12 protein-coding genes and 1 tRNA gene are annotated in these 14,113 nt (G+C 37.8%); 5 read left to right on the top strand and 8 right to left on the bottom strand.

The features are described 5' to 3' along the window. Positions 1-18: 18 nt before the first annotated feature. From QE382_RS06450 to QE382_RS06430, 5 genes are all read right to left on the bottom strand, one after another. Positions 19-1,317: an MFS transporter gene (locus QE382_RS06450; RefSeq protein ID WP_307185171.1), complete on the bottom strand. Its 1,299-nt coding sequence runs from the start codon at positions 1,315-1,317 to the stop codon at positions 19-21. 10 nt (positions 1,318-1,327) lie between these two features. Continuing rightward, positions 1,328-2,647: a D-alanyl-D-alanine carboxypeptidase gene (locus tag QE382_RS06445; RefSeq protein WP_307185170.1), complete on the bottom strand. Its 1,320-nt coding sequence runs from the start codon at positions 2,645-2,647 to the stop codon at positions 1,328-1,330. Between the two features lie 123 nt (positions 2,648-2,770). Then, positions 2,771-4,507, bottom strand: a complete 1,737-nt coding sequence (locus QE382_RS06440) for a RagB/SusD family nutrient uptake outer membrane protein (RefSeq protein WP_307185169.1) — start codon at positions 4,505-4,507, stop codon at positions 2,771-2,773. Positions 4,508-4,528: 21 nt separating this feature from the next. Next, the gene (locus QE382_RS06435; protein WP_307185168.1) at positions 4,529-6,454 is read right to left on the bottom strand and encodes a SusC/RagA family TonB-linked outer membrane protein; all 1,926 of its coding nucleotides are present in this window, start codon (positions 6,452-6,454) and stop codon (positions 4,529-4,531) included. Continuing rightward, a complete protein-coding gene (locus tag QE382_RS06430) occupies positions 6,402-7,796 on the bottom strand; it encodes a SusC/RagA family TonB-linked outer membrane protein (RefSeq protein WP_307185167.1) in 1,395 nt (464 codons plus the stop codon). The genes QE382_RS06435 and QE382_RS06430 overlap by 53 nt, the downstream gene beginning before the upstream one ends. A gap of 425 nt (positions 7,797-8,221) precedes the next feature. Between QE382_RS06430 and mqnC the strand changes: the two genes are divergently transcribed. The 3 genes from mqnC (at position 8,222) to QE382_RS06415 (ending at position 10,231) form a co-directional block, all read left to right on the top strand. Continuing rightward, positions 8,222-9,346 carry a cyclic dehypoxanthinyl futalosine synthase gene (gene mqnC / locus QE382_RS06425; RefSeq protein ID WP_307185166.1) on the top strand — a complete coding sequence of 375 codons (1,125 nt, stop codon included), beginning with the start codon at positions 8,222-8,224 and terminating at the stop codon, positions 9,344-9,346. Between the two features lie 9 nt (positions 9,347-9,355). Continuing rightward, positions 9,356-9,916, top strand: a complete 561-nt coding sequence (gene scpB, locus QE382_RS06420) for an SMC-Scp complex subunit ScpB (RefSeq protein ID WP_307185164.1) — start codon at positions 9,356-9,358, stop codon at positions 9,914-9,916. 153 nt (positions 9,917-10,069) lie between these two features. Next, positions 10,070-10,231, top strand: coding sequence for a hypothetical protein (locus tag QE382_RS06415; RefSeq protein WP_209578860.1), 162 nt, complete (start codon positions 10,070-10,072; stop codon positions 10,229-10,231). Positions 10,232-10,322: 91 nt separating this feature from the next. Here the strand turns inward: QE382_RS06415 and trxA are convergent, their stop codons facing one another. From trxA to QE382_RS06400, 3 genes are all read right to left on the bottom strand, one after another. Further along, entirely contained in the window at positions 10,323-10,619 is a 297-nt protein-coding gene (trxA, locus tag QE382_RS06410) for a thioredoxin (protein WP_307185163.1), read from the bottom strand. Continuing rightward, positions 10,619-11,218, bottom strand: a complete 600-nt coding sequence (locus QE382_RS06405) for a rhodanese-like domain-containing protein (protein ID WP_307185162.1) — start codon at positions 11,216-11,218, stop codon at positions 10,619-10,621. Before QE382_RS06405 ends, trxA begins: the two co-directional genes overlap by 1 nt. 138 nt (positions 11,219-11,356) lie before the next feature. After that, positions 11,357-12,205 carry a glycoside hydrolase family 25 protein gene (locus QE382_RS06400; protein ID WP_307185161.1) on the bottom strand — a complete coding sequence of 283 codons (849 nt, stop codon included), beginning with the start codon at positions 12,203-12,205 and terminating at the stop codon, positions 11,357-11,359. 67 nt (positions 12,206-12,272) lie between these two features. On the opposite strand from QE382_RS06400, the gene QE382_RS06395 reads away from it, so the two are divergent. Together QE382_RS06395 and QE382_RS06390 are read left to right on the top strand one after the other, a co-directional pair. After that, positions 12,273-13,157: a bestrophin family protein gene (locus QE382_RS06395; RefSeq protein ID WP_307185160.1), complete on the top strand. Its 885-nt coding sequence runs from the start codon at positions 12,273-12,275 to the stop codon at positions 13,155-13,157. Between the two features lie 95 nt (positions 13,158-13,252). Beyond that, positions 13,253-13,337: transfer RNA gene (locus tag QE382_RS06390), tRNA-Ser, on the top strand. The last annotated feature ends 776 nt before the right edge of the window (positions 13,338-14,113 follow it).

Here is a 14,113-nt window from a genome sequence, read left to right as displayed (position 1 = left end):
TAAATTTGATCAATAAAATTAAGATTTATTGGATACTAATATCCGCACCAAAAGTAACAATCCAATTACAAAAAATAAAGAAAGAACCAATGCTGAGTAACGTATATTGTGTGTTATTTGTTCGATAAGCCCAAATGAAAATAACCCAATGACAATGGCTACCTTTTCTGTAACGTCATAAAAAGAGAAGAAAGCGGTGGTATCTTTGATATTAGGTGGAATTAGTTTTGAATAGGTTGAACGTGAAAGCGACTGAATTCCCCCCATGACTAGGCCCACCATTGCGGCAATAATATAAAATTGAAGCGGAGTGGATAAATAAAAAGCTGATATGCAGATTCCGATCCAGATCATTACTACCACTATCAATACTTTAATATTTCCAAACAGTGTAGATAAATAAGACATTAGGAATGCTCCTAAAATGGCTACAAGCTGAATAAGAAGAATCGTGGCAATCAATCTTTCCGCACCTAAATGCAAAATTTTCTCACCGAAGGAAGAAGCGACAATCATTAAGGTCTGCACCCCAATCGCATAGAAGAAAAATGCCGGCAGAAACTGTTTGATTTCAGGAATACCTTTGATCTTTTGAATCACGTGTCCAAATTCATCCCGTACGTTCTGTATGAAGCTTTTGCCTGTAGTATTCCCAGTAGCCTCAATTTTGGGTAAATATTTAAAAGGAATCATAGAAAACCCGAGCCACCATAATCCAACCATTAGGAACGATATGCGTGCCGGTAAAGAGGCGTCTGTAATACCAAACCATTCTGGTTTAAGAACGACTATAAAACAGAGAATCTGTAATGTAACGCATCCAATATAACCATAAGCAAAACCTTGCGCGCTCACCTTATCCTGTTGATCAACAGTAGCTAAAAGTGGTAAATAGGAGTTATTAAACAAAACACCACCGATATAACCCATTGCAGCAAGCACAAAACATATCATACCGATTTCCAAAGTATCAAGCTTAAAGAAGAATAGACACATACATGCCATCGCGCCCATATAGGTAAAGAATTTCATGATTTGCTTCTTCTTTCCATTTGCATCGGCGTACGAAGAAATAAAGGGCAAAGAAAAAGACATCAGCAAATACGCAAAAGCTAAAGAAAAATTGGAAAGTGCGGTATTAACCACTTCAATTCCAAAGAAACTGACAACATCTCCATGTTCTTTCGTTGTAGTAATTGCTGTATAATAAACTGGAAATATTGTGGAAGTAATAACAAGGTTGTAAGCAGAATTGGCCCAATCAAACATGGCCCAAGAACGAATCAATTTTTTGTTGTTTTTTACAATTGCTTCCATTTAAATTGGCTTAATAAGTTTGACGAATATAAGTAATAATTTTAGCCATTTCTTTACGAATTGCACTTGCCCGATCATCTATATAATTATTGTTCATAAAAGAAAAGGCCATCCGTCTTCCTTTCCGTGTAATGAGGTAACCGCTTTGATTATAGACTGAGGTAATAGTTCCGGTCTTAGCAAAAACAAAGGGTTGACCAAGATCTTTGCTATAGGTTCTTCTCAGCGTACCATCAACACCTCCAGCTGGAAAAAGGCGAAAGCGATCCTTCTCATCAGGTAACTTATTTTTCAGGAGCACCAACAAATCCACATTATTTTGTGGAGTCACCTTATTATAGGAAGAAAGACCTGATCCATCAAATAGGGCAACCTCGGCTGAAAAGTATTTATAAACGTTATTCTTCATCCAATCCCGCACCAAATAGGTATCAAATTGGCCAAATTGCTTCCACGAGCACATCATTAAAAACTGCTCAGCAATAAAGTTATCACTGGGCAACATCATTTCACGTAGTAGATTTTTTGTTTCACCTGAATACAATATTTTTGTATCGTTTGGTTTTGTATAGATCAGGCGATTTACCTTCTTTCCGAGTGTATCCGACAACAATTTTACAAACAAACTATCCGAATAAATAAAAGGAACTTCATTGACATAATTATTTGGGACTGGCCATTTTGACATCCAGAAATTATTGCTTCGAAACGAGCGCGAAAGCTCGAACTCACCCTTTTTAGGCTCAGGCAAAAAATCCAGGTCTTTCTGAAAAATTTTGGGAGAGGTATTTAAATGATTGTATCCCCTTTGGCGGAAAGTAACCACGTTTCCATAGATGGGAAATGTGCTTATTTCAGGCTGATAATAAGCTTCAAAATCCTCCATTGCCCAACCATGTGCGTAGAATTTATTTCTCATAGGACTGGCAACGAAGTAGATCGTTTTATTTGTTCTTTTCAAAAAATCATACACCACCCTTGTATCCAAACGATTATGCAAAAAAGTCGGATCTCCTGTTCCCCATATTAACAGCGAATCTCCGCGTTCAACATACTCCAACCCTGGTATCGAATCACCCAGCAGCGCCAAAGCAGCATAAGTAGTATATATTTTAGTGTTGGAAGCAGGTGTAAAATGCTTACTGCCATTAACATCCATGACAAACTTATCTGCATTTAAGTCGTACAGTGAAAATCCGTAGAAATGATCATTTAAGATTTTGGATTCCTGAAGCATATGGTAGACGTCTTCAAAATCCTGGGATTTAACAATAAGGGTAGAAAATGGGACAAGCCAAAGCAGTAACAGCGTACGCAGAAAATTTTTCATTGGTGTAAACATACAAAAAAGAGCAATAACTCCATTTCTCCTACTGCCAAAATTCAGATATAAATCGTATAAAACAGCAAAAGGAGGAAATTAATCCTCCTTTTGCATTATTTATTTCAGCTATTAGTAGCCTGGGTTCTGAGTAAGGCTACCGTTACTTTTATTGATTTCTTCCTGTGGAATTGGGAAATAAGCATTTTTATCGGCATATGCTTTGCTCTTAAATACTGGGAGTATACCGCCTTCAAACCTTGCATAATTTGCGATAACCTCTTTTGCTATACCCCAGCGCACCAAGTCAAAGAAACGGTGACCTTCCATGGCAAGTTCCAATCTTCTTTCAAATCGAACAGCTTTACGCGCCTGATCCGCACTTGTGAATGCTGGATATGGTTTAACCTCGTATTTAGCAGCGGCGACTCCGCCCCCGGTAGTCTTAGATGGTAATTGTGCCGCACGAAGCCGAATAGAGTTAACGTATTTTAAAGCATTTGGAAGATTACCCAATTCAACCTCACACTCCGCAGCCATTAAAATTACGTCAGCAAGTCGAATAATATTCACATCAAGATCGGTTACATAAGCAGCACCGGCCTGTGTATGAGCAGCATGTTGACTTTTCGGAATCATCGTTTTAATACCCGTAAATGGACCACCATGCGGACGACTTCCTTCTTCCGGCCTTAACCATGCATCACCAGGAAACTCCCCATAATCCAAGAAATTGACACCGCGGCGACCAACGGTGTAATCAAGCCGTGGATCAAATTTTAAGTTCAAATCCAATTTATAATTTGCTATAGCGGTTTTATCTGTCAATAAGATATCAGAAGTATATGGGTTCGTACGATAGGAATCATCTAGCATCGGAAGTCCATTTGCATCTACCTTATATGCATTAACGAGATCAATTGAAGGCTGGTAGAAACCACAGCAGCCAACAGGGTTAGTGCCATTAAGACCACTGAGCATATCACCCACATTCGCATTATCCCCACCGCCATCAGGATTGATGGCATGCTTAGCCACTAACAGCGCTTCGGGTCCATTTTCCTTATTGACATCATAATTATCCTGGAAAGGCATTGTTGTGATATCACGGCTTCCAATGACATCCTTAAATAAAGTCAGAGCCTCAGTATATTTTTTTTGATAAAGGTATAGTTTACCCAAATATGCTTTCGCAGTACGTTGATCCATTCGTCCACCTTCACCATTGATCTTGCTATCCGGTAAATTCGCAATAGCAGTCTTTAGATCACTTTCGATCATAGGTTGTACATCCTTATCATTTTTGACAACTTTTGCCTCTTCGATGCTTGTATTTTCGTCTACATATGGAATATTTTTAAAGATACGCCACAGAAAAAAGTAGTAGTGGGCACGTAACAATTTCGCCTCACCCTCAATTTCTTTAGCACGCTCTGCTTTAATCGTTTTGCTACCGCTTTGATCTTGACTCAACAAACGCAGCGTAGTATTTGCACGAAGTATGCCTTCATAATATACCTGCCACATGGTGCTTAGGTTGTCGTTAGAGGAAATCGTAGTAAAAGACTCGATCATATTCATGTTTGGCTGATCGGTGATTACTGATCCCTTGTGTGCATTATCGGAAGTAATTTCTCCGAAAATCCATTGGCTTGGCGCCGAACCATAGTTCCCCCAAGTGCCATTTATATTACCGTTCATAATTGCATAGGCACCAATCAAGGTAGCTTCTACCCCCTTCTTTCCCTCAATCTGCTCTTCGATCAATTGCCCTTGAGGATTTTTTTCCAAAAAGCCTTTACTACAACCAAGCATACCTAAAGTCGTCAGTCCTAACAAACTGTATAATTGAATAGTTCTCTTTTTCATTTTAATTGCTTTATAATTCCGTTAAAAACCTAAACTTACGCCCAACATGTATTGCCTAGATTGTGGGTAAACCCCAAAATCAACGCCCAGTGCTGGATAATCCGATGGTGTTGCCGATACTTCCGGATCAAGACCTTCGTATTTTGTGATGGTGAATAGATTTGTTACCCCGACATAAGCTCTTAATCTTTTCACGCCTGTATTTGCACCAAAGAGTTTATCTGTAGAGAAATTATAACCAATCTGTAAGTTTTTCATCTTAAAGAAGCTTGCATCCTGCACGAAATAGCTGGAAGAAGCATACTCATTAGCCGAAACTTCTTCTTTTGTTTGCGATGGAATCATACTTGATGTATTGGTTGGACTCCACGCATCCAATACGCGCACACTCTTTTGACCATCAAACACGCCAAAATCTGTAAAGTAACGTGTTGCCTCATAATTCTCATTTCCCTTCGAACCATAAAAGTACATCATGATATCAAAGTTTTTGTAATTGGCATTGAAATTAAGCGAATACGTAAAATCTGGGTGAGGGCTTCCGATTACGGTATTATCTTTTGCGTCAATAATACCATCACCATTCACATCTTCAAATCTAAACCCGCCAACACGCGCTTTCTCGTAAGAAGGATATTGTGTCAGCTCCGCTTCGTTTTGATAAATCCCCGCTACCTTAAATCCATAGAATGCACCAAAAGGTTGACCTGTTCTTAAAATGGAGGTTTCCATGCTTCGGAAAGCACCATATACCACATCGTTGATTCCTGGTGCCAAACCGACAATTGTATTTTTGTTTCTGGATATGTTTGCTCCAATATCAAAGTTAAATTTGTTCGGGTCAGTTTGTTTATGATGATAATTCAACGAGAACTCCACCCCTTTATTTTGCATATCGCCAATATTTACATAAGGCGAAGCCGCCCGACCAACAGCGGTTCCCGGCAATGGCAATGCAAATAACATGTCTGAAGTTTTCTTATTGTACCAATCAAAAGCACCATCAATCTTCCCTCCCAAAATTGAAAAGTCCAATCCTAAATTTAATGAAGCAACCTGTTCCCATTTAACATTCTCATTTTGATAGTCACTGACCCACAGACCACTTACTAATTCATTATTTATTGGATAAGAAGCCGAGTTAATAGAAGTTGCATAACGCTTTAAATATTGATATGACGGAATTCGTTGGTTTCCTGTAATACCATAACCTGCTCTTAATTTTAGATCATTTAACCAGCCTGCACTTTTCATAAATTCCTCTTGAGATACCCGCCAAGCACCACTCACCCCAGGAAAAGTACCATATTTGTTCTTGGATCCGAAGTTTGATGAGCCATCCCTTCTAACTGTTCCACTTAAGATATAACGATCCTTATACGAATAATCTACCTTTCCAAATATGGAAAACAAAGATCCCAAAGCACCTTCACTTGCTGCCGAATTTTTGGAAGCCTGGCTCACATAGAAGAAATCCGTACTGTTTGTTATAAAGTATCCATTGCCGTTTCCTTGAACCTGGCGATAGGTATTATCAATAGCCTCCGTTCCCAACAATACATTTAAGCTATGGGCATCATTAAAGTTAGCCTTATAGTTCAAAGTATTTGTCCAAGTCCATTCCGTATTATAACCTGAGGTCTCTGAAGATGCACTGTTTGCGCTACCCTCTGTAAATTCCAGATTTGGATAGGTATAACTTAAATTGTAATAATTTTCATATTTGACACCAAAGCTTGTTCTAAATGTTAACCCTTTTAATATATCATACTCTCCAAAAGCATTTCCAAAGAAGAAATTGCTTTTGTTCACATTATCTTTTGCGCGGTAAGCAATTGCTACAGGATTCTCACCATTTCCCCAGCCGCCTCTAGAGCCTGCAAAGTTTCCACCTTCATCGTATACCGGAATTAATGTTTTTAATACGGTAGGCAAATCCGATCGCACTACCCTCACCGATATAATCGCCGGCTGTATTTGTATTTACACCAACACCGTGTCCTTTAGTCATGCTATACTGCATATTTTCACCAAAACGCAGTTTTTTATTAAAAGCGGAAAAATTCGTATTTGAACGTACATTGAATCGTTCGAATCCCGTATGGATAACTGTTCCTTTTTGTCCCAAATATCCTCCTGATACGGCATAAGAGGCATTTTCGCCGCCACCCACTGTATTTAACTGATAAGATTGTGTCGGCGCGTTCTGACTCAATTCTTTGAACCAGTTTGTTCCTGCCTTATTCGCTTTAGTAATTTGATAAAATTCCTCTTTGTTATCCGCATAATTATATTTGGACATATCGGCATCTGCAGGCGTTACTTTGTTCCCCGAGACATCACCAGCCAACAAATAGTCAGGTAGCGGATCTTTATTATCATTTAAGTTATAAATCTGTTGTGGGCTTAACATTTTTGGGAAACGGCCGCTATTAGGCACCTGAACACCGTAATACGCATCAAAATTAATCTGTGGTTTGCCAGATTTGCCAGATTTTGTAGTAATGATGACTACACCATTGTTGGCACGTGAACCGTAAATTGAAGCTGCCGACGCATCTTTCAATACCTGCATTGTTTCAATATCATTCTGATTCAACCAGCTCAATTTTCCTTCAAACGGAACCCCGTCAATTACATAAAGCGGTTCGTTATTATTAATGGTGCTATAACCTCGGATTTTAATCTGTGGAGTAGAGCCTGGAGCACCATCGGTCACAACTTGAACCCCTGTCGCTCGACCTTGTAAAGACTCTACCGCACTTGCGGCTGGAGTAGTTTTCAATTGGTCGGTATTGACTACAGCAACAGATCCCGTCAGATCCTTCTTACGTTGGGTAGAATAGCCCGTCACGACGACTTCTTCTAATGCGTCTTGGGAGGCAGTTAACGAAATGGCAAGATCAGCTTTCGACGAAACAGTTACTTCAGTACTTTTGTACCCGATGTAACTTACAATAAGCACGTCGCCCACTTTTCCCTGAATGGTAAATGCACCGTTCTCGTCAGTCGACGTTCCAGTGCTACTCCCTTTAACTTTAACAGAAACACCTGTGATACCTTGACCTGTCGAAGCATCTTTCACAACCCCTTTAATAGGCGTCTGTTGTACGCTTTTGGTTTTCATCAATGAAACAACTTCAACTTTGCCATGGTTGGTTAATCCGCTGGCAAATCCATGAGTGGTCATTCCTCCCCCAACGAGAAGAGAACTCATAAGCAGAAACCTCGTATTGAACTTTTGGTGCAATATGAGATCAAAACAATTTTTGTCCGCTTTTTTCATCATAATTTTACTAAATAGGTGGTTTAAAAAATTTATGTTTATTCTTTAGTTATTTAAATTGATATTGGTTTATATTTAGTTTTTGGTTATTTTTTTAATCACAAAAACAGCGATAATAGGTTCTTGCTAACAAATTTAGATCCCTTGGTTATTTATTTTTTCTAATTTGGTTACCAAATAAAAATGTTAAAATCTGTTAAATAAATGTAAAGAATAATAAATGTAAAAAAAAATGAAAAACACCAAATAATTTACAAAACACTATAAATCAAGTTATTGTAGTTTATACACTATCTAATATTGCAATACTTTCGTTACACAAGTACGTAGTTCTGTTTACATCCTCCAATTTCCGTAAAATTCAATCTCCCTGTCAAATATTCTACAGAAGATATAAATAAGCTAAAAGCTCCTTATATTTGTTATTGATGAATGTAAGTAATTTATTAGAACGGGCGCTCCGATTTGAGTTCCTATCCAAGGAAGAGGGCATTTTCTTATATCAAAATGCACCTACAGCTGATTTGACTTTCGTAGCCAATGAATTGCGTAAAATACAAGTACCCCATGGTAAGGTGACCTGGCAAATCGACAGAAATGTTAATACAACAAATGTGTGTATTGCAAATTGCAAATTCTGCAATTTTTTCCGTCGTCCCGGCCATGAAGACAGTTACATCACCGATATCGAAAGCTACAAACAGAAAATCGAAGAAACTTTTAAATACGGTGGCGACCAATTGCTACTGCAAGGGGGGCATCACCCCGATTTAGGTATTGAGTTTTACAAGAATCTTTACCGGCAATTAAAAGCGCTTTATCCTACACTAAAATTGCATTCTCTTGGACCTCCTGAGATTGCGCATATTTCCAAATTAGAGAATATGAGCCATCTTGAAGTATTGACGCAATTGAAAGAAGCGGGTTTGGATTCTCTGCCTGGAGCAGGAGCTGAAATCCTTAATGACCGTGTTAGGCGTTTAATCTCAAAAGGAAAATGTGGGGGTAAAGAATGGTTGGACGTGATGCGGGCAGCACATAAAATTAATCTGCCCACTTCAGCTACTATGATGTTCGGTCACATTGAAACAATAGAAGAACGTTTTGAACACTTGGTATGGATACGTGAAGTCCAGGATGAAAAGCCAAAAGAATCGCATGGATTTATAGCATTTATTCCTTGGCCTTTTCAAGATGACGGCACTTTGCTTAAGAGACTCCGCGGCATTACAAATAACGTAACAAGTGAAGAATATATACGAATGATTGCTTTAAGCCGGATTATGCTTCCTAATATCAAAAATATACAGGCTTCTTGGCTCACAGTCGGAAAACGTACAGCACAATTATGTCTGCATGCCGGAGCGAACGACTTCGGCTCAATTATGATCGAGGAAAATGTTGTTTCAGCAGCTGGTGCGCCACATCGGTTTACATCAAAATCTATACAGGAAGCAATTTTGGAAGCCGGATTCAGTCCCCAACTACGAACTCAAAAGTATGAGTTCCGCGAATTACCAGCTCATATGGTCGAACAGGTCATTAACTATTAATACGCAACATTGAAAGACGTTATAAGAAATATTGAAGCAATTATATTTGCTTCTACAGAAGGAATCGATCTTGCCGATATCAAACAGATTTTGCAAGAAGCTTTAGCCATCGAAGTATCTAGAGATGAACTGCGTGACTTGATAAAAAAAATTGAAACTAAGTATCAGGATGAAGATGCTGTCCTCGAGTTACGCTACATTAACAATTCCTACCAGTTTTTGACAAAAGCGCTGTACCACGAATCGATTCAGCAACTTCAAAACCACAACAATAAAAGAAAATTAAGTCAATCGGCGCTGGAAACACTCGCGATCATTGCTTACCGGCAGCCCATAACAAAACTGGAAGTGGAACAAATTAGAGGTGTCAGCTGTGATTATTCTATTCAAAGACTTCTTGAAAAGAAATTGATAAAAATCGCCGGAAAGGCAGATAGTTTAGGAAAACCATTACTTTATGCAACTAGTTCGCAGTTCATGGATCACTTTGGAATCAATGGTGTCAGAGATCTTCCGCAAATGAAAGATATCGTCACAGAAGACAACGCTATCGGCGAAACAAATGAATAAATAAAATGAAATAAATTTTTATTTTCAAAAAACGACTCAACGCACTGATTAACAGAAAAATAAATGACTGTATTTTTTTAAAAAAAAGTTTTAAAAAATGGTTTTCTTCTCTAATTTTACAGCATTGAATAAGGAACAATAAAGTATTATTTTATGAACACGGCAACTTTAGCTAACGAAGATTTTGAAGAAGTAAAATTCGCATCCTTCAACGGTCCTGATGACGATGATGATGATTTCGATGATGATTTCGATTTACCTGAGATCGACCCGATTGGAGGATTGGATGACTTCGATGATGAAGATGAATTTTAATATTTAGTGAAATATATCACTACCTATTAAAAACACCAGAGTATCATTAAAAGATAAGGGTTCCAATCTGATTGGAACCCTTATCTTTTATTTACTTTACCTGATCGATCAATTTATGTAACTCCAATTTCCGAATCATTCCGCTCTGTCGCCAAACTTGCTGCCCATCTTTAAACAGCACGAAAGTAGGTACGCCACTCACCTTATAAATCGAAGCGATTTTTGGATTCTTGTCCACGTCGATCTTTATGATAGACAAATCGTCTTGATAAAATTCCTTAAGATCCTGTAAAATCGGCGCCATAGTCTGGCATGGACCGCACCAAGTGGCAAAAAAATCCACCAGAACCAGCGAATTTGATTGAATAATTTGGTCAAAAGTAGCCATTATTGATTCTCCTTTTCTTCTATTTTCAATGCTTTATACCCGCCTTGGATATTGCATATATTTTTAAATCCTTTTGCGCTCAAAATAGATAAAGCTACTGTACTCCTGTATCCCGATTGGCAATATATATACAACTGCTGATCATCTTTTCTAAGCATAGAACCAAAATTAATTAAATCTGTTAAGGGAATATTCATTGCATTGTCAATATGTCCACTTTTAAATTCTTTCCCTGTCCTTACATCTACAATATGACCCTGAACTGATTTTTTATTAAATTCCCTCGCAGTAATAGTACTTAAGGAAGCTACCATCTCTTTACTCTTCCATGTTTCAATCCCCCCTTCCAAAACTCCAACAATATGGGTATACTCTAACTTTATCAAATAATCAATGACGGCTTGATTATTTTCCGAATCAGTAATTAGCAAAAACTTTTGGTCTTTGGCGGGGAAAACTTGCGTCAAAAAATGATCGAATGGGCCTTCAAAATTAATATTAATCGAATTTGGGACAAATCCCTCCAAAAACTCATCGCACGATCGAGTATCAAGCACCTGAATGCCATCAACATTACAAAGCTTTTTAAACTTATTCAATGTTAATAGGGGCGGACAGGATAGAGATTTGTTGTTTAACACCCGGACGGCATTTTGGTTTTGCCTGCAGCAGCTTTTGATTACACAAAAAAAAACAAACGCTGAATAATGAGATAAAAAATCTATACATATATTCTTTTATTTAAAAGGAATAAGCAGCTTTTCCAATTCCTCAATTTTACCATTATATATATTGAGGTCAACATTCCCCTGAATTCCTTTTACGGTACCTTTTTCAGAAAATTGCCAGAAAGCCCAATGCTCTTTGGGGTTCTCAACCCAAAAATTGTAATTTGCAATCCACAAGGTATAAGCTGCAAATTCCTTTTCCAGAAAATCACTATAAAACTTATCTCCGGAGTAAAGAATTGGTTTTACCTTATAGTGAGTTTCTACTTCATCAAGCCAACGTCTTAGCCCAACTTTTAAACTATCCATAGATTGTTGTTTGGGATGCTCCTCAATATCCAAAACTGGCGGCAGGTCTCCAGGTTGAAGTTTAACCTTACGAATAAAATTTTTAGCCTGCTTTACTGAGTTCTCGTTGGGTCTGAAATAATGATAAGCACCTCTTAAAACCGCTCTACCTTCAATTTTACTCCAGTTTCTACTAAACTTATCGTCGATTCCTCTCTCGCCCATCGTCGCACGGATAAACACAAAGTCTATCGGAAAGTGATCATTGATGGTGTTTACATTTTGCCAATCTATTTCTTCTTGATAGGTAGAAATGTCAATACCAAACACTTTATCGTCATGCTTACTCATAATCTCTATATTCCTGATATCGTATTTAGCCTCCTTTGTTAACGACTTATCCTTAGAAGTAGCCACACGGAAATAATAGATAATTCCAGCTCGATAATGCCACAAGACAAGACATAGAAAGAATAAAAACATTCCTGCTACCATCCAAATCCACTTAGTCTCTCGACCCGGGCCTCCTTTTGTACCTGTTCTTTTTGTTTTTGATCGCTGTTGCGCCATAGCAAGATGAAGTTACGGCAATAGCAATTAACTCGCAAAATTTTCGCAACAATTTATATTTTTGTATATGATCGTATACAACCCCAAAGACTGGCTTTCAGCAACTTTCAAATTACACAAATCAGACACCTTTAAAAAGTTACTACCATTCCTTGTTTTAATTGCTTTTTATTCCTGGGCGATAGCCTTTGTAGAATTGGAATTCCTTAAATTAAATGAAAAGAGTTGGGTAAAGAATATTACCATCGTCCACAATCTCCTTGGTTTCGTCATATCGCTCTTACTTGTTTTTCGTACAAACTCGGCCTATGACCGTTGGTGGGAAGCCCGAAAACAATGGGGAACTTTAACCAATGTCAGTAGAGCCTTGTCCTACAAATTGGATGCAATGCTAGAAACAGATGATAAGGTTAACCGAAGTTTTTTTAGGAAAGCAGTACCACTATTTGCTGAGACCCTTTATGATTTTTTAAGATCGGACTACACCAAGTTTATGCTAGATGAAAATGAACATCCCGAATTGAAGGCATTGGACAATAAAAAGCATGGACCAAACCAAGTGTCCAATATGATCTTTCATAAAATAAACGATCTTTATAAGGCCGGAACCATAAGTGGCGATCAACTTATTATCCTCAATGAGGAAATAGTTGCGATGACAAATGTCTGTGGTGCCTGTGAACGAATTAAAAACACGCCGATACCTTTGGCCTATAGTGCATTTATTAAGAAATTTATTATTTTCTATACCATGACCCTGCCCGTAGGTTATGTTTTTTCGATTGGTTATTTTGTTGTAATTGCTGTCCCCTTTATCCTATATGTTTTGGCGTCTCTCGAATTGATTGGAGAATCCATTGAAGAACCATTTGGTATAGATCAAGACGATTTACCTATCGATAAAATTGCTGCCAATATCCGAAAGCATTGCCATGAAATTATACCTGCATAAGCTTTCAGAAAAATAATCTAGCTCATTTTCAAACGCTAAGCCTATCTCCGAGAAATAAGTTTTGTAAATCTATTCAGAATTTCTACTTTTGTCGCGGAGAGTTGGCAGAGTGGTCGAATGCGGCGGTCTTGAAAACCGTTAACTGTCACAGGTTCGGGGGTTCGAATCCCTCACTCTCCGCAGAAAAAGCCTTTCAGAAATGAAAGGCTTTTTGCATTTTACATGGTTCGGACCAAAGGCGTTGCCCATAGCTCAAATAATTTCATCTCAGATAAAACCTTCCGATACTACTCCACTTCGCTGATTCTTTTATTTTTATTTTGCTTTTTGTGTAATAACTCGAATACTAGCACATCTAATAGACATAATATTCCAGACAATCAAGATTTCTAATTTTAAAATCAATTTTATGAACATTATATTTATGCGTATAAGTGAAAATCTACTTAGTCATTTATTCAATCTTATCAAAGTCACAATCCTTGCGACCTTGCCGAAGATTCGGAGAAGGCAGTTTGAATGCCATGTGCTTATTCTTCCTGGATTCGCTGAAATTTGACTTTATACAATGCCAAGATTAAATGTTTTAATATGTATGACCAACCAACATATTTCAACCCTGAACTCGATATAGTTTTAAAATAATCCAATGACCAGCAAAGAGAATTTGAGATTATCTATGAGGAATATGCGCCGACTATTCTTTGGCAATTAAACAACGTTCATCATCACACTCGTGATGGTCTCGTTCAAACAAATAGTATCAAAAACCTCCGAAGCAAAGCATATACGGTCAAAAGCTCCTTTGGATCGCTCTTATAGTTTATTTGGCAAAAAAAATATCAAAAATAAACAGCTAATAATCAATAAGATTACCGCTCAAAAATCCCCACATCCATTTAGCTAAAGAAAAATGCAAAATAAGTTTTGAAAATCTATTCAGAATTTCTACTTTT

This window comes from Sphingobacterium zeae (assembly GCF_030818895.1).
Classification (GTDB): Bacteria; Bacteroidota; Bacteroidia; order Sphingobacteriales; family Sphingobacteriaceae; genus Sphingobacterium; species Sphingobacterium zeae.
The sequence above is the reverse complement of the archived record's forward strand: the minus strand, read 5'-3'. Positions and strand labels throughout refer to the sequence as shown.